The following is a 16,149-nucleotide window of genomic DNA, read 5'->3' on the forward strand; positions in this document are numbered from 1 at the left end:
TTATGGAGTGTGGCAATGCTGTTTCGTCTATCGGCAGCCTGGGCGCGGGTTGAGCTTTTTCTGGCCGCCTGCTTAGCCGCCTGCGTGACCCTGCTGATTTTGTTGAATGTCGTCACACGCAACATCGGACAGGCGCTGTTCTGGGTCGATGAATTGGCCATCTATGCCATGGTCTGGATGACCTTTATGGGTGCCTCCGCTGCCCTCCACCACCGAACGGCGGTATCGATCACACTCATTACCGATCTGCTGTCTACCCGTGCCAAGTGGGCCCTGCGCAAGGCCGTGGACGTGATTGTGCTGGCCTTTTCCATCGCTGTGCTGTGGTTTTGCTGGCGCTGGTTCCTGCCGCTTGATCTGGCGCGCGCGGGCTTTGATGTCGCCGCGTTTCAGGGTGCTACGTTCAACTTCATCTATGCCGAACCCACGCTGACGCTGGGGGTTCAGAAATACCTCTTTTGGCTGGTGATGTGGCTATTTGCGCTGGGCGCCACCTTGCATTCCATCGCCCACCTTCTTTCAAAACCACAGCCCGAGGGCACCGCATGAGCCCTATTGTCTTTCTCATCACCCTGTTGATGTCCGTGCCCATTGCAATCGTACTGGGGGCCACTGCGATTTGGTATATCTGGGAAAGCGGCAATACCGTCCTGTTTGACAGCTATGCGCAGAAGATGTTCGCGGGGTTGGAAAACTACGGATTGCTGGCGATCCCGCTTTTCATGCTGACGGGTGAGCTGATGAATGAGGGCGGCATGACCCGCCGCCTGGTGTCTTTGGCCCGCATTTTTGTGGGCGGCTTTCGGGGGGCTGGCCTATATCAACCTTCTGGCAAATATGTTCATGGCTGCAATCATCGGCTCTGCCACTGCGCAGATCGCTGTGATGTCGCGGGCGATGGTGCCTGCGATGAAAGAAGAAGGCTATGACGAAGGCTTTGCCGCGGCCACCACCGCGGCAGGCGGGCTGTTGGCCCCGGTGATCCCGCCGTCGATGATGTTTGTCATCTTTGGCGTGCTGGCGCAGGTGCCGATTGGGGACATGTTCATCGCGGGCATCATCCCCGGCCTATTGTTGTCCGCCGCCTTTGCGCTTGTGATCACGGCGATCGGTTTTTCACAGCAGTTTCCTAAAAACGCCTGGATGTCCGGGGGCGAAGCCCTGCGCGCCTTTTTAGGAGCGGTGCCAGCGTTATTGGTGCCCGTCGCCATCATCGGGGGCATCTTGCTGGGCATCGCAACCCCCACTGAATCAGCCGCTGTCGCGTCGCTGATTGCGTTTTTGGTGGGCTGGCTGCTTTACCGGGATCTTGATCCGCGCAAACTGGGTGAGATGTTTATGCGCACCGCCGCCAACGCATCCATGATCCTGTTCATGATTGCAGCCGCCAGCGTTTTTGGCTGGGTGATCATCTACGAAGAGCTGCCCCAAAAGCTGGCTGGGCTGATCACCTCAATCACATCCAATCCCTTCGTGTTCTTGCTGATCGTCAACGTGGTGCTGTTGTTGGTGGGCATGATCATCGACGGCATTGCAGCGATTATCCTGATCACGCCAATCCTTTTGCCCATCGCCACCGGATCATATGACATCAGCCCCTATCAATTCGGCGTTGTGGCCTGTCTGAACCTGGTGCTGGGTCTGCTGACGCCCCCTGTTGGCGTGGGGCTTTATATCGCATCCTCCATGAGTGGGACCACACCGGGGGCCATCCTCAAATCGCTGTGGCCGTTCTTGATCTCAGTCGCAGTTGTCCTGATCTTGCTGAGCTATTTCCCCAGCCTATCCACCGCGTTGCTTTGATAGCCGCCTAGGCCCATGTGCCTGATGCAAAAGCTAGGGCTGCTAAAGCTCAAAGGGGGCAGGGACAGCACCGCGTTTTTCAACGCATCGCCCCAGCCTTTGGAGAGGGTTTCAAAATAAGCGTCCCCCTGCTCAATCCGGCGCAGGGTGCCAAGCTTGAGACTGTCCACCGGATAGACATGCAAATCAATGGGCAGGCCCACAGACAGGTTCGCTTTGAGCGTTGAATCAAAGCTCAGCATCGTCACTTTGATCGCGTCCTCAAAGCTCATGTCAGGCGTGAAGGCCCGCACGATGATGGGCTTGCCGTATTTGGTCTCCCCGATCTGAAAGAACGGCGTCTCATCGCTGGCCTCAACGAAATTGCCCTCGGGATAGATCAGAAACAAACGCGGCTCACTGCCTTTGATCTGCCCACCAACCATGAGCGTTGCCGAAAACTGTGCCTCAGCGGTTTGGCCTTCGTCACCGGCCTGATCCCGGATCACTTCGCGCAGCGTCTCACCGACCAGCTTGGCCACTTGATACATCGAAGGCGCTTCCAGAATGGAGGGTGATCCACGTTCCTCAACCGGCAGTGCACGCTCTTTCAGCAGGCTGATCACGGATTGCGTGGTGCCCAGGTTGCCTGCGGTCATGATGGTGATGCACCTCTCCCCTTCGGCTTCCCAATGGAACATCTTGCGAAACACGCTGATGTTGTCCACGCCCGCGTTGGTGCGGGTGTCTGACATAAACACCAAACCACGGTCTAATTTGAGGCCCACGCAGTAGGTCATGACTGCTCCTTTTTGCAGGTCAATTACTGCTGCGCGACCGTTACGTCCACCGATAACGTCTCATCGCCTGCGCCAAACCGCAGGCCCGAGATTGGCGCGGCTTCGCGGTAATCTAGCCCGGTTGCCACGCGAATATAGCGATCATCCGGCGAGATCCCGTTTGAGATATCAAACCCAACCCAGCCAACGCCCTCAACATGGGCTTCGGCCCAAGCATGGGTGGCGTCCTGGTGAATGCGGTCATCCATCATCAGATAACCCGACACGTAGCGGGCCGGAAAATCCATGGCCCGCGCGGCGGCCACAAACACATGCGCATGATCCTGACACACGCCAGAGCCTCTTTCGAGGGCGGCATCAGCGGAGGTGGCCGCATCGGTTTCCCCGATCTCATAGTGGACCGCGCCCAGAATGCGCGCCGACAGAGCGTGCAACAAGGCGATGTCATTGTCATGGGCGTCGCGCAGGCCCTTTGTCAGGCGGCGCACATTCGCCGTGGCGCGGGTCAGCTCGGTGGAACGTTGCAGCAGCCACAAGGGCATGTACCCGCGCTGTTTGCCGACCACGCCAAACTTGTTTTCCGTCTCAACCAGCCCCTGACAGGTCACAACGATTTCGGTCGCACCGGGGGCGAAAGAAATCAGGGTCACGGTGTTTGCGTGGTGGTCGGTAAATTCGGTCTCCACCTGACCGCCGTCCACCTGCATGGACCAGTTGACCACGGTTTGGCCGTCGCGGCTTTTGGGGGTCAGGCGCAATTGCTGCAAGCCATAGCGCATGGGCTGATCGAACCGGTAGGTGCTGGTGTGAACAATGTCCAATTGCATGGCGTCTACTCCGTGAACCTGAAATCGGTCTGGATCTGCAGACCCAGCCGGTTAACGTCCGCCAGAAACTCGGTCAGAAACTCATGCAGACCGTCTTCGAATACCTCATCGACGGTGCGGTCTGTCAGGCAGCGATCCAGTTTTTGAATGGTCTCATAACAGGGATGCCGGTCGCCATGTTCGGCCTCCAGAATGTCGAGGTTGCTGCGGATCTTGGTCACAGAATACCGCAGACTGCGGGGCATGCGGGGATCAAAGATCAGAAAGTCGGCGATGCCCATCGGGGTCGCTTTGCCCTGGTTCAGCCAGCTATAGGCGCGCACGCCCGAAACCGACCGCAGGATGGTTTCCCACTGCACGTTATCCAGAGAGGAGCCCACCTGTGTGACCGAAGGCAGCAGCACGTAGTATTTCACATCCAGGATGCGCGCGGTGTTATCCGCGCGTTCCAGAAATGTGCCCAAGCGACAGAAATCAAACACGTCATTGCGCAGCATTGAGCCATGGAGCGCCCCGCGCACGAGCGCTGAGTGCTGTTTGATCTGTGCCAGAACATCCGGCAGATCACGCTCAGACACTGGCCGCGCCAGACGTTCTTTCAAGGTCATATAGGCGTCATTCACCGCCTCCCAAACCTCGCGGGTGATGGCCGTCCGGACAAGCCGGGCGTTCTGGCGCGCTTGCGAAAAGGACGACATGACGGAGGATTGGTTTTTGGGATCGCGCAGCAGAAAATCCACCACCCGCGATTGCTCCACCTCACCGTATTCAGCGGCATAGATCTGATCCACGGCGGCGGTTTTCAGAACGCTGGTCCATTCCTCACTGCCTGGCCGGGTGAGGGCGATGCGGAAGCCGGCCTCAATCAGCCGCGCGATATTCTCGCTGCGCTCCAGATAGCGGAACATCCAAAACAAGCCACCTGCGGTTTTGCCCAGCATCAATCGTCCTCCAGCACCCAAGTGTCTTTGGTGCCGCCGCCCTGGCTGGAATTCACAACCAGACTGCCCTTTTTCAGCGCAACCCGTGTCAGACCGCCGGGCGTCAGATGGACACCTTTGGGACTGAAAAGTGCGAAGGGGCGCAAATCCACATGCCGCGGGGCCAGCCCCGCTTTGGTCAGGATCGGAACAGTCGACAGCGCCAGTGTTGGCTGTGCGATATAACCGGCGGGCTTTGCCTGCAGCTTGGCGCGGAACTGAGCCAGCTCCTTTTTGGACGCAGCAGGCCCAACCAGCATGCCGTAACCCCCAGAGCCATGAACCTCTTTCACCACCAACTCAGGCAGGTGATCCAAGACATATGACAAGGCCTCAGGATCAGAGCACCGCCAGGTTGGGACGTTTTGCAAGATCGCCTTCTCGCCGGTGTAGAATTCGACGATGTCGGGCATGTAGCTGTAGATGGCCTTGTCGTCCGAAATGCCAGTGCCCGGCGCATTGGCAATCGTAATCCGGCCCGCGCGGTAGACATCAAAGATCCCTGGCACCCCCAACAGACTGTCGGGGTTAAAGTTGAGAGGATCGAGGAAATCGTCATCCACCCGGCGATAGATCACATCAATGGGTTTGTAGCCCCGCGTTGTGCGCATCGCGATGCGGCCATTGACCACGCGCAAATCGGTCCCTTCTACCAGTTCCACGCCCATATGGTCGGCCAGAAAGGCATGTTCAAAATACGCAGAATTGTGAATGCCGGGCGTCAAGATTGCCACGGTTGGATCATCGCTTGGATCAGGCGGCATGCAGTCAGCCAGCGACGCGCGCAAATCTGTCGGGTAGTTTGAGACCGGGCGCACCTTCACTTTGCTGAAGAGCTCTGGAAACATCTGCAACATGGTTTCGCGATTTTCCAGCATATAGGACACGCCCGATGGCGTGCGCGCATTGTCCTCCAGGACATAGAATTCGTCTTCGCCCGTCCGCACCAAATCAATGCCTACGATATGGGTGTAGATGCCGCCAGGCGGCTCCACCCCCATCATCAGCGGCAAAAAGGCCTCATTACGGGCAATCAGTTCTTTGGGCACGCGGCCCGCGCGCAAAATCTCTTGTCGGTGATAGATGTCATGCAAGAAGGCGTTGATGGCCCGGACCCGTTGTTCCACACCCTTTGACAATCGCGCCCATTCCTTGGCTGAGATGATGCGCGGCACGATATCAAACGGGATCAACCGTTCCTCTGCATCGGCCTGACCGTAGACGTTAAAGGTGATGCCGGTCCGCCTGAAAAACGCCTCTGCCTCTTTGGCCTCTTTCACCAGATGCTTGGGGTTTTCCTGACCAAACCATTTGCCGTAATCGGCATAGGGCGCGCGCGGCGCATCCCCGGTTCCGTGCATTTCGTCAAAGAAAGTGTCAGTGCCGTCCATAATGTTCCCCCAGGACCCAAAGCTAAACAGCAGATCCGGCAAGAGGCAACAGCACGGCCATGATTGAGCGTCTGTTGGGGCGCATTCGCGGTGAAACGCCGGGTTTACGCGATCTATCTGCCTGATCATTAGACATTTACGCCGTCTCTTCAGCACTCAGGGCGCGCGGGCTTGCCGCAGGCCAGGTGGGTGTCTTTGAATTGATTTTGCCCCATAGCCCCTTAGGTTCCTGACCAGAAAGGGGCCCGCCCATGACTGATCATTCCTCCACCGCGCGCGCCCGTGCCGTACCCGAAGGGGCCGCCATCCGGTTTGGGCGGATGGGGAGCATGGCGGTTGGCGTCGCAGGGCGGATGGCGGTGGACGGATTGCGCCAGTATGCCACCGGCAAACGGCCCGGATCACGGGCGTTGCTGATGACCCCGGCAAACATGCGTCGCATTGCGGATGAACTGGCACGGATGCGTGGCGCGGCCATGAAAATCGGCCAGCTTGTGTCTATGGATGGCGGCGATGTCTTGCCGCCCGAGCTTGCCGATATTTTGGCGCGCTTGCGTGCGGATGCTGATTTCATGCCGCCCAAGCAGTTGCGCGATGTGCTGGATCAGGCCTGGGGGCCTGGGTGGTACAAACGGTTTGCTAAATTCGACGTCCGCCCGATGGCGGCGGCCTCTATCGGTCAGGTGCACCGCGCGCAATTGCCGGATGGCACTGATTTGGCGATCAAGGTCCAATATCCTGGGATCGCCCGCAGCATCGACAGTGATGTGAACAACATCGGCAGGTTGATCCGTCTTTCCGGCCTGCTGCCCGATGGGTTTGAGCTTGGCCCATATTTGGATGAGGCGCGCGCGCAGCTGAAAGAAGAGGCGGATTACCACGCCGAAGCCGCACATCTGCAAGCCTTCCGTGGCCTTTTGTCTGGCAACGTGGATTTTGAGCTGCCGGAAGTGCATGAGGCGTTGTGCACGCAAAAAGTGTTGGCGATGAGCTTTGTGCCCTCAGACAGTATCGAAAGCCTGGCGGGCGCGCCGCAAGACAGCCGCGACAGCGTGATGCACAAGCTCTGCGCGTTGATGCTGCAAGAGGTCTTTTCATTCGGCATCATGCAGACCGATCCCAACTTTGCCAACTACCGCTATAACGCTCCGAGCAACCGGATTGTCCTGCTTGATTTCGGGGCCACGCGCGCGATCCCCGATGCGCTGGCAAAGGGGCTGCGTGCCTTGATCCAGGCTGGCATGGCGCGGCAGTGGGATGCCGTTTCAGAACTTCTCCATGCCTTGGGGCTGGTCCCCTTCGACGTCGAAGCTCGGTTCCGCGCACGCATCCTCAGCATGGTGCAATTGGTCTTCGAAGAAATCCTGGCGCATCCTGACCTTGATCTGTCTGCCTCCACCCTGTCATCCCGGTTGCAACGCGCCGGAGAGGCCTTGGCCGCAGATGGGTTTGTGCCGCCACCTGTGCCAATGGATTTGCTTTATGTGCAACGCAAGGTAGCGGGCATGTTCCTGCTTGCGACCCGCCTAAAAGCCCGCATACCAGTGCAGCAGCTGGTGGCGACATATGTGGGCGTAAAATGAACACTTCCCAACCCGTCTTGGACCTGAACAATGTCGCGATGTCGTTCCCTGGGGCCGATGGTCCGGTGCCCGTTCTGCGCGGCGTTGATCTGCGTCTTAGCGCAGGGGAGACACTCGCGCTGACCGGAGAATCCGGCAGCGGTAAAAGCACGCTTTTGCACATCGCTGGCGGGTTAGAGCTGGCCGATAGCGGGCGGGTTGCGGTCGCAGGCCAAGACGTCTCTGCCCTGTCAGAGGCGGGGCGTGCCGAATTGCGCTGTCGCGAAACGGCTGTCATATTTCAACAATTCAACCTGATCCCTTCACTAAAGGTTGCAGACAACATCGCCTTTCAGGCCCGGCTTGCGGGGCGGCAAGACCCTAAGCAAATTGCGATGCTTGCGGCTAAACTGGGGTTAGAGGCGCAGTTGCACAAATACCCTGAAAGCCTGTCAGGCGGGCAACAACAGCGCGTCGCAATCGCCCGCGCAATCGCCGCGCGCCCAAAGCTGCTGTTGGCTGACGAGCCCACAGGCAACTTGGATGAGGCTACCGCGGCAGAGGTGCTGGACCAGCTGCTTGGCCTGGTGGCGCAGACCAACGCCAGCTTGCTGCTGGTCACCCACTCACCCGCGATTGCCGCCCGTATGGACCGACAGCTGCGTCTGAGCGGTGGGCATCTGACATGACGCGCGCCTGCTTTGCTGCGCTGCTGTCGCATTGGCGGCGCAACCCGCTGCAGCTTTTTGCGTTTCTGGCCGGGCTTGCCTTGGCCACGGCGCTTTGGTCAGGCGTGCAAGCGATCAACGCAGAAGCCCGCGCAAGTTACGATGCGGCGGCGGCCACCCTTGGCGAAGGGCAGTTTGACATGATCGTTAGCCGGTCAGGCGACGGGGTTGCGCAATCTGATTTTGTCGCGTTGCGTTTGGCCGGATGGCAGGTCTCTCCGGTGATTGAGGGGCGCTATAACGACATTCGTCTTTTGGGCATGGAGCCGTTTTCCGCCCCCTCAGGCTTTGGCGTGGGGCAGGCTGGTGAGATCAGCGATATTGGGGCCTTTCTGAATCCCGGCATCCTTTTCGCAAATGCCGAAACCGCCGCCCGCCTTGGTACTGAGGTTGAGGTGCGCATCGATCCCGCCGTCGCGCCTGGCATTGCGGTGGGGGATATCGGCGTGGTTCAGCGGCTGCTACAGCGCAGCGATCTGTCGCGGCTTATGGTCCTGCCGCAACAGCCCTTGTCGCAGCCTTCCGTTGAAAGCGTGGCCCCCAACCTGCGGGTGCAACAGGCAAACCAAACCGCCGATCTTGGTGAGCTGACCGACAGCTTTCACCTGAACCTGACCGCCTTTGGGTTGCTCAGCTTTGCAGTGGGTCTTTTCATTGTCTACAGCACCATTGGCCTGGCCTTTGAACAACGCCGCGCCATGGTGCGAACCCTGCGCGCGCTGGGCGTGCCGTTGCGCCGGCTGGTGGTGCTGATGGGGTTTGAGGTGTTGGTGCTGGCCACCATTGGGTCTGCACTGGGTGTGGTTCTGGGGTTTGTTATTGCCTCAGCACTATTGCCGGATGTGGCCATCACCCTGCGCAGCCTTTACGGCGCGGACGTATCGGGCGCGCTGGATTTCCGGGCCTCTTGGGGCCTGTCGGGGCTGGCCATGGCCGTGATCGGTGCCCTGGCCGCAGCCAGCGGGCGGCTTTGGCAAATCGCACGGATGCCCCTGCTGAGCAGCGCGCGACCACGCGCTTGGGCCATGGCGCAGGGCAGGGGCCAGCTGGTGCAAGGCGGTGTCGCCCTGGGCTTACTTCTTTGTGCCGGTATCCTGGCGCTGACAGGCAGTGGGCTTGCAGCGGGTTTTGCGGTGTTGGGCAGCTTTCTGCTGGGGGCTGCTTTGCTGTTGCCGGTGGTCATAAGGCCACTTCTGAGTATGGCAGAGGGTGCGTCCCAGCGGTCCGTCACACAGTGGTTCTGGGCTGATACGCGCCAGCAATTGCCGGGGCTGAGTTTGGCATTGATGGCACTGTTGCTGGCGATCTCTGCCAACATCGGCGTGGCCACCATGGTGTCCAGCTTTCGGCTCACTTTCGTGTCCTTTCTGGATCAACGGTTGGCACCGGAGCTTTACGTCGAAACAGAAACGCCAGCGCAGGCGCGGGCCTTGGAGGCCGCGATGTCAGCAGCTGCGGTGCCTGTGCTGCCCTTGATGAATGTGGAGGCCAACGTCGCCGGGCATCAATCACGCATCTACGGCGTTCGCGTTGGGCCCACGTACAAAGAAGACTGGGTGCTTCTTGCCGCCACACCAAACGCTTGGGATGATGTGGCCGCAGGTCAGGGTGCCGTGCTGAATGAGCAATTGGCCAGACGCGCGGGCCTGGCTTTGGGTGAGGATGTAACAATCGCGCCGGGCCGCGTGTTGCCGGTTGTTGGCGTGGTCGCTGATTATGGCAACCCCTTAGGGCAGGTCGTGATTGCAGAGCCGCTGTTCCGAACGCTGTTTGCGGATGTGACACCGCTGCGCTTTGGTCTGCGCACATCTGAGCCTGATATCCTGCGGGCCAGACTGATGACGGAACTGGCACTGCCGGAAAACGCAATTACCAATCAGGCCACAGTCAAAGCCTTCTCTTTGCAGGTTTTTGACCGCACCTTCACGGTCACCGCCGCGCTGAATGTCCTCACACTGGCGGTTGCTGGCTTTGCGATGCTGATGTCTTTGCTGACCCTGACGGATTTGCGCGTCCCGCAGCTTGCCCCTGTCTGGGCTTTGGGGCTGACACGGCGGCGGATTGGCCAGTTGGAATTGCTACGCGCGGTGGTATTTGCAGCGGTTGTTTTCATCGTCGCCTTGCCGGTTGGCCTCGTATTGGCCTGGGTGCTGCTGGGCATCATCAATGTTGAGGCCTTCGGCTGGCAGTTGCCGATGTTCCTATTTCCCTGGGACTATGCCCAGCTGGGCTTGGCCGCACTGCTGGCGGCGGGGCTGGCAGCGGCTTGGCCATCGATCCGGCTGATGCGCACGCCGCCGTCAGCGCTGCTCAAGGTGTTTGCCAATGAACGTTAGAGCGTTGATTTTTGCCCTGTGTTGGCCCTTTGCCGCAATCGCTCAGGGCTTTGCCGGGTTGGGAACGGATGCCGAGGGGTTTTCCGTCCCTCACCCCGCGCCGCAGTTTGATTTTCCCGCCGATCACGGGCCGCATCCGGATTACCGGATTGAATGGTGGTATCTGACGGCCAACCTGCAGTCTGAGGACGGCACGCCCTACGGTTTGCAATGGACGCTCTTCCGCTCCGCTTTGGCCCCGGAGGAGACGCCAGGCTGGCGCTCACCTCAGGTTTGGTTTGCCCATGCGGCCATCACCACACCCAAGGCGCATTTTGCAACAGAAAGATTTGCCCGTGGCAGTGTGGGGCTGGCAGGGGTCAAGGCAGACCCGTTTCGCGCATGGATTGATGAGTGGGCCTTGCAAGGACCGGATTTTGATACGCTGTCGTTACACGCGCAGGGGCCTGATTTTGCCTATGACATGGCCTTGCAGGCGCAAGGCCCGCTGGTGTTTCACGGGGCTGAGGGGTTTTCGGTTAAATCCGCTGAGGGGCAGGCGAGCTATTACTATTCGCAGCCCTTCTACCGCATGACTGGCACACTGAACCTGCCGGAGGGGCCTATCGAGGTGACTGGGCAGGGGTGGCTCGACCGCGAATGGTCATCACAACCCTTGTCGGACACCCAGTCCGGATGGGATTGGTTTTCGCTGTCCTTTGAGGAAGGTGAAAAGCTGATGGGTTTTCAGCTTCGCCAAAAAGATGGAAGCAGCTACAGCGCCGCGACCTGGATTGCCCCGGATGGGGAGACGACCGCTTACCCCGATGGGGCGTTCTCTGCCGAGCCTTTGGCGCAAAGCACAGTGGAGGGGCGTGACGTGCCAACATCCTGGCGGGTGCGATTGCCGGATCGGGACGTGGACGCAAACATAAAGGCGCTGAACCCATCCGCTTGGATGCCGCTCAGCATTCCTTATTGGGAAGGTCCGGTGCAGATCAGCGGATCACACCAAGGTGTCGGATATTTGGAGATGACGGGATATGAGTGACCCCAACGACCTCAAGGCGTTTCTGGATGAGGGCTGGCAACATCTGCGCCGCGGCGCTGCTGACAGTCGTTCGCCCGCGCGCTATCCCGCATTTGCAACCGTATCACCGGCTGGCGTGCCCGAGGTGCGAACCGTTGCCTTGCGCCTTGCGCGCCAATCAGATGCCGTCGTGGAAGTGCACACAGACATCGTCACACCAAAGGTCGTGGCGCTTAGGGCCGCCCCCGCTGCGGCGTTGATGGTGTGGTTGCCCAAGCCAAAGATCCAGATACGCCTGACCACCCGAGTAGATATCCTGTCAGGTGAGGATGTGGCTGAGGCATGGGATCAGGTGCCGCCCGCCTCACGCGTATCCTACGGCACATCGCCAGACCCTGGGGTGCCGATTGGTGATGCCTTTGCCTATGAAAAGCCGCCCGCCAAAGAGCGCTTTGCGGTTTTGCGTTGCTCTGTCACTCACATTGATCTGGTGCATCTGGGCGAGCCGCACCGCCGCGCGGGATATGCCGCCAGCGATGGCTGGACAGGCAGTTGGCTCGCCCCTTAGTGAGTGAAGCCGACAAGTGGCATGCCAGCCAAATGGCAGGAAACTGAGGCGCTGAGGTCTCAGTATTTTGCCATCAACCTGCCGCTGGGCTTACAGGAAATACGCATAGAAACTGCGCATCTGAGCGTCATCGAGCGCCGCGGTCTTTTCCACCTCTTGCTGTTTCATGAAGATGTGGTTTTGCGTCAGCAAATCGCCAACCGCCTCACACAGCGCGGCGTCCGCCTCAAGGTCCGCAACCGCCCCTGCCAAATCCGCAGCTGTGCCTTCGGTCGCGTCCTGCGCCTCAAACCCATCGCCGGTTTCCATGGCGGGCAAGTCTCCGTCGTGGTCCTGACCCATCAACGCGGCTTGCAACACGGCTGCAACAGCGGTGTAGGGGTTGGCAGATGCATCCGCCATGCGGTGCTCCAATCTGGCCTTTGCACCGCCTTCGAGGCTGACGCGTGTGGTGACATTGCGGTGGTCCCCGCCCCAGTTCTGCCAATACCCCGACAGTGATGCCGGCTGCAGACGCTGGTAGGATGTCCCACTTGGTGCAATCAGCCCGGCCAACCCTTTGTGGTGCGCGAGCAATCCTGAGATGCAGCCTTTGGCCAGGGCATTCAAATGCTCAGGTCCGCCGCCACCGTCCCCCGCAATGGCGTTTTTCCCGGCCTCATCGACAAAGGAGAAGTTGATGTGCATGCCATTCCCGCCTGCCTCGGGCAGGGGTTTGGGCATAAAGGTCAGGATCACCCCTGCACGGTAAGCCACTTCGCGGGCCATCAGCCGGAACAGCACAATGTCGTCCACGGCCTTGAGCGCATCATCAAAGGTCAGCGTATATTCGAACTGTGGCGCGTCATATTCAGCCGTGATCATATCCAGCTTGAACCCAAGCTGTTCTGCCATCTCCCAAATCTGATCGTTAAAGCCCATGGGGTCAGTGAAGGGGCCGGTGCCATAGACGACCGCGCCGGGGCTTTCATAGGGGACAAGCTGGCCGTCGTCGTTCTGCACGAGGGCAAAGGCCTCAAGCTCAATCCCGACCTTCGGCGTCAGCCCGCGGGCCTGCCATGCGGCAATCGCCCGTTTCAGTGCGCCGCGCGGGCAGGTGCCTAAGGGATCGCCGGCCGCATCATAAAGATCGCCCAGAACGACCTTGCTGTTAGGCTCCCAGCCCGGACGGATGTCATCCGCTTTCCAGCGCAGTTCCATGTCGGGCAGCCCTTCCAGCATCAAAGATCCAGGGGAGGGCAGCAGGTCCTTGTCATAATGCACCCCAAAGGTGGACTGGCAGAACCGCGTTTCAGCATCACCAATTTTGCTGGCGGGCAAATATTTGCCGCGCATGATGCTCAGATGATCGCAAAACATCGCTCTTAGTCGTTCGGCCATAGTGTCCTCCCTTTAATGGCTCTTTAGGCTTAGCGCAGTGTGACGCGCACGGGCAGAGATTTTATGCCGCCCACGAAATTTGACCGCAAAAACTGGTGCGGGCCAGTGGCTTCGATGTGGCTGATCCGCTTGGCCAACTCCTGAAACAGCACCCGCACCTCAAGCCGGGCCAGCCACATGCCAAGGCATAGATGCGGACCGCCATGACCAAAGGAGAGATGTTTGTTGGGGGTGCGGAAGAGGTTCACCTTGAAGGGATCAGCAAAAACGCTTTCGTCCCGGTTGGCGGATGCAAACCAGTAAAGCACCTTGTCACCCGCTTTTATGGTTTTGCCGTGCATCTCAAAATCAGACATCGCCGTGCGCCTGAAATAAATCGCAGGGGTGGCCCAGCGGATGATCTCATCTGGGGCGGTTTCCCAGATGTCGCCGCCTTCTTGCATTTGGCCCAGCAATTCGGGTTGGTGGCACATCGCCTGAATGCCACCCGCGATGGAATATCGGGTGGTGTCATTGCCCGCAGCGACCAGCAAACAAAAGAAGTTTCGAAACTCCGTTTCTGATATCGTTTCACCATCAGGACCCGGTTGCAGGATCATATGCAAGATCCCCCCGGTGTCGCCGCTGCGCTGCTTTTGCGCCATCAGATCTTTGGCATAGCTGTAAAGTTCCGCGCCCGCAGGAGAGTTGAACGGCATCATCCGAAACTCATCAGTGTCCATTTTATCAAGCACGTGGTCTGTGAAATCAGGATCCGTATTCGCAATCAACGCATCGCCCTTTTCCACCAGCCAAGGCAGGTCCTCGTCTGGCGTGCCAAGGATGCGGCCCAGCATACGCATGGGCAAAACCCTGGCGATGCGGCGGGTGGCATCAAACGAGCCTTCTTGCAGCACCTCTTCCAGGATTTCTTCGCACAGTTGACGAATGTCTTGGTTGAACTCTTCGATCACGTTTTTTGAAAACGCTTTGGCCAGCTTGATGCGTGTCTTCATATGCTCAGGCGGGTCAATCTCCTGAAACGTGCGCCGGGCAATCACCTCCTCGGGGCTTTGATCCTCCATCCGGATACCGTGCTCAGAGGAAAATACTGCCGTGTTGCGGTTCAACTCCAAGATGTCGGCATGGCGGGTGATAGACCAAAACCCTTTGCCGCCCGACCAATCCGTCCAATGCAGCGGGTCGGTGTCTCTGAGCCGTTTGAAGGTATTGTGCGGCGCGCCGGAAACGAATGTGTCATGGCTGCTGAGATCAGCAAAGCCATCATCCTGCGGTGTCCATACGGTCATTGTGGTCTCCCATCTCTCCTTGCAATGTATATTTATGAGAATTATAAGTATACAACTTTCTTGAGCCAGACCGGATCGCGCATGCATCTTGCCACGTTAATGACGAACACGGACGAGAGTGATTTTGCGCAAAATCACCCCAAGGATGGTGAGAAATTTCAGCGCATGATCAATGCGGTAAGGCCTGACTGGCGCACCACCAGCTATGCCGTCAAAGATGGGGTGTTCCCCGATGATATCACCGCGTTTGACGGTGTTATGATCACCGGCAGCCCGGCGTCGATGTTGGACGATGCCCCGTGGATAGCCGAGCTATTGAGCCAGATTAGCACAGCCCATGCGGCTGGCGTTCCCCTTTTTGGTGCCTGTTTCGGCCATCAAGCCATCGCAGCCGCCCTGGGGGGCAGGGTTGAGAAAAATCCAAAGGGCTGGGCATTTGGTGTCGTCGAAATGACTGTATCAGGTGACATCCCATGGTATGTCGGCAGCCCGTTCTTGACCCAATATGCCGCCCATATTGATCATGTCACACAGCTGCCGCCCGGTGCGCGGCAGATCTTTACCGCTCCGCATTGTGACCACGCGGGCTTTGTGATTGCTCAGAGCGTCTATACCACGCAGAACCACCCCGAGATGACACCGGCGTTCATGCAGGCCCTTATGGCCGAATATGCGGACAAACTGCCCGAGGATGTTGCCACCCGTGCGCAGGCGTCTTTAACAAAGGTGCCTGATCAGCTTGCGTTCTCAGAATCCATTGCGCGCTTTTTTGAGACGGCTTTAGCGGACTGATGCAATCATGTGCATCACGGTTTCACGTTCATAGTTGAAGTGCGCCAGCATAGCCGCCCGCGCACCCGGCCCGTCGCGGTCCAGAATGCGCGTGGTGATGTTCCTGTGCTCTTGTGCGGACCCCTCAATCGCTCCCGGCATACGGTAGCGCAGCCGGTAATGCGCCATAAGCTTGCGCGCGTTCAGCTTGATCATCTCAGTCAGATAGGAGTTCGCGGCAGCCTCTGCGATTGCCGCATGATAAAGGCGGTTGAGGTTGTAATAGGCCTGGTGCTGCTCAGGCGCCTGCCGCGAGGCAAAGTCTGTGCAGGCTTTGGTGCAGGCCTTCAGGTTATCCGTTTGCGCAGATGAAATCCGCTCGGCTGCCAGTTCTGCGGCATGGGCTTCGAGATTGGCGTGCACTTCGAGAATGGCCAGAAACTGATCGGTGTCGGGACGAAAAAGGCTGACCCCTTTGCGGGGGTGGCGCACAGCCAGACCGTCGGCCTCTAGCTGAATAAGCGCCTCGCGCACGGGCGTACGGGACACAGAACAGGCCTCAATCAAGTCCTTTTCATCCAGATGATCGCCCGGCATCAACGTGCCGTCTTCGATACGCGTCATGATTTCCTGGATCACGCCAGCGGTTTGACGAGGCTTTGCCATGATATTCTTTCGTTCGTCGTTGGCCCTGCTCAGGCAGGTGCGCCCGCAGCTTATCGCAGT

At 58.9% G+C, this 16,149-nt stretch carries 14 protein-coding genes and 1 pseudogene; 8 read left to right on the forward strand and 7 right to left on the reverse strand.

What is annotated here, in order from left to right:
* Window positions 1-15 precede the first annotated feature (15 nt).
* Together ACZ1HM_RS06120 and ACZ1HM_RS06125 are read left to right on the forward strand one after the other, a co-directional pair.
* Complete coding sequence (locus tag ACZ1HM_RS06120) at window positions 16-549, forward strand: TRAP transporter small permease (RefSeq protein ID WP_472741984.1); 534 nt, start codon at window positions 16-18, stop codon at window positions 547-549.
* A pseudogene (locus ACZ1HM_RS06125) lies at window positions 546-1,803 on the forward strand (TRAP transporter large permease). Before ACZ1HM_RS06120 ends, ACZ1HM_RS06125 begins: the two are co-directional and overlap by 4 nt.
* On the opposite strand, the gene ACZ1HM_RS06130 reads toward ACZ1HM_RS06125, so the two are convergent.
* From ACZ1HM_RS06130 to ACZ1HM_RS06145, 4 genes are read right to left on the reverse strand one after another with little or no spacing between them, the layout of a single operon-like run.
* Complete coding sequence (locus ACZ1HM_RS06130) at window positions 1,770-2,582, reverse strand: proteasome-type protease (protein WP_472741985.1); 813 nt, start codon at window positions 2,580-2,582, stop codon at window positions 1,770-1,772. The pseudogene ACZ1HM_RS06125 and the gene ACZ1HM_RS06130 overlap by 34 nt on opposite strands.
* Window positions 2,583-2,605: 23 nt before the next feature.
* Window positions 2,606-3,409: a transglutaminase family protein gene (locus ACZ1HM_RS06135; RefSeq protein ID WP_472741986.1), complete on the reverse strand. Its 804-nt coding sequence runs from the start codon at window positions 3,407-3,409 to the stop codon at window positions 2,606-2,608.
* Between the two features lie 5 nt (window positions 3,410-3,414).
* A complete protein-coding gene (locus tag ACZ1HM_RS06140; protein WP_472741987.1) occupies window positions 3,415-4,350 on the reverse strand; it encodes an alpha-E domain-containing protein in 936 nt (311 codons plus the stop codon).
* Window positions 4,350-5,780, reverse strand: a complete 1,431-nt coding sequence (locus ACZ1HM_RS06145; RefSeq protein ID WP_472741988.1) for a circularly permuted type 2 ATP-grasp protein — start codon at window positions 5,778-5,780, stop codon at window positions 4,350-4,352. The genes ACZ1HM_RS06140 and ACZ1HM_RS06145 overlap by 1 nt, the downstream gene beginning before the upstream one ends.
* Before the next feature lie 251 nt (window positions 5,781-6,031).
* On the opposite strand from ACZ1HM_RS06145, the gene ACZ1HM_RS06150 reads away from it, so the two are divergent.
* Genes ACZ1HM_RS06150 through ACZ1HM_RS06170 form a run of 5 tightly spaced genes read left to right on the forward strand, consistent with a single transcriptional unit; the run spans window position 6,032 to window position 11,983 of the window.
* On the forward strand, window positions 6,032-7,363 hold the full coding sequence (locus ACZ1HM_RS06150; RefSeq protein ID WP_472741989.1) for an ABC1 kinase family protein: 1,332 nt from the start codon (window positions 6,032-6,034) through the stop codon (window positions 7,361-7,363).
* Window positions 7,360-8,031 carry an ABC transporter ATP-binding protein gene (locus ACZ1HM_RS06155; protein WP_472741990.1) on the forward strand — a complete coding sequence of 224 codons (672 nt, stop codon included), beginning with the start codon at window positions 7,360-7,362 and terminating at the stop codon, window positions 8,029-8,031. Before ACZ1HM_RS06150 ends, ACZ1HM_RS06155 begins: the two co-directional genes overlap by 4 nt.
* Complete coding sequence (locus ACZ1HM_RS06160) at window positions 8,028-10,406, forward strand: FtsX-like permease family protein (protein WP_472741991.1); 2,379 nt, start codon at window positions 8,028-8,030, stop codon at window positions 10,404-10,406. Before ACZ1HM_RS06155 ends, ACZ1HM_RS06160 begins: the two co-directional genes overlap by 4 nt.
* Window positions 10,396-11,436, forward strand: coding sequence for a lipocalin-like domain-containing protein (locus tag ACZ1HM_RS06165; RefSeq protein ID WP_472741992.1), 1,041 nt, complete (start codon window positions 10,396-10,398; stop codon window positions 11,434-11,436). Before ACZ1HM_RS06160 ends, ACZ1HM_RS06165 begins: the two co-directional genes overlap by 11 nt.
* Window positions 11,429-11,983: a pyridoxamine 5'-phosphate oxidase gene (locus tag ACZ1HM_RS06170; protein ID WP_472741993.1), complete on the forward strand. Its 555-nt coding sequence runs from the start codon at window positions 11,429-11,431 to the stop codon at window positions 11,981-11,983. The genes ACZ1HM_RS06165 and ACZ1HM_RS06170 overlap by 8 nt, the downstream gene beginning before the upstream one ends.
* A 90-nt stretch (window positions 11,984-12,073) precedes the next feature.
* On the opposite strand, the gene ACZ1HM_RS06175 is transcribed toward ACZ1HM_RS06170, so the two are convergent.
* Both ACZ1HM_RS06175 and ACZ1HM_RS06180 read right to left on the reverse strand, forming a co-directional pair.
* A complete protein-coding gene (locus tag ACZ1HM_RS06175; RefSeq protein ID WP_472741994.1) occupies window positions 12,074-13,363 on the reverse strand; it encodes a type I glutamate--ammonia ligase in 1,290 nt (429 codons plus the stop codon).
* Between the two features lie 29 nt (window positions 13,364-13,392).
* Window positions 13,393-14,652 carry a cytochrome P450 gene (locus tag ACZ1HM_RS06180; protein WP_472741995.1) on the reverse strand — a complete coding sequence of 420 codons (1,260 nt, stop codon included), beginning with the start codon at window positions 14,650-14,652 and terminating at the stop codon, window positions 13,393-13,395.
* Between the two features lie 99 nt (window positions 14,653-14,751).
* Between ACZ1HM_RS06180 and ACZ1HM_RS06185 the strand changes: the two genes are divergently transcribed.
* On the forward strand, window positions 14,752-15,444 hold the full coding sequence (locus ACZ1HM_RS06185; RefSeq protein WP_472741996.1) for a type 1 glutamine amidotransferase: 693 nt from the start codon (window positions 14,752-14,754) through the stop codon (window positions 15,442-15,444).
* Here ACZ1HM_RS06185 and ACZ1HM_RS06190 read toward each other — a convergent pair.
* Window positions 15,433-16,089, reverse strand: a complete 657-nt coding sequence (locus ACZ1HM_RS06190; protein WP_472741997.1) for a GntR family transcriptional regulator — start codon at window positions 16,087-16,089, stop codon at window positions 15,433-15,435. The two genes, ACZ1HM_RS06185 and ACZ1HM_RS06190, sit on opposite strands and share 12 nt — an antisense overlap.
* Window positions 16,090-16,149: the final 60 nt, after the last annotated feature.

This window comes from Sulfitobacter sp. GN1-4 (assembly GCF_055693825.1).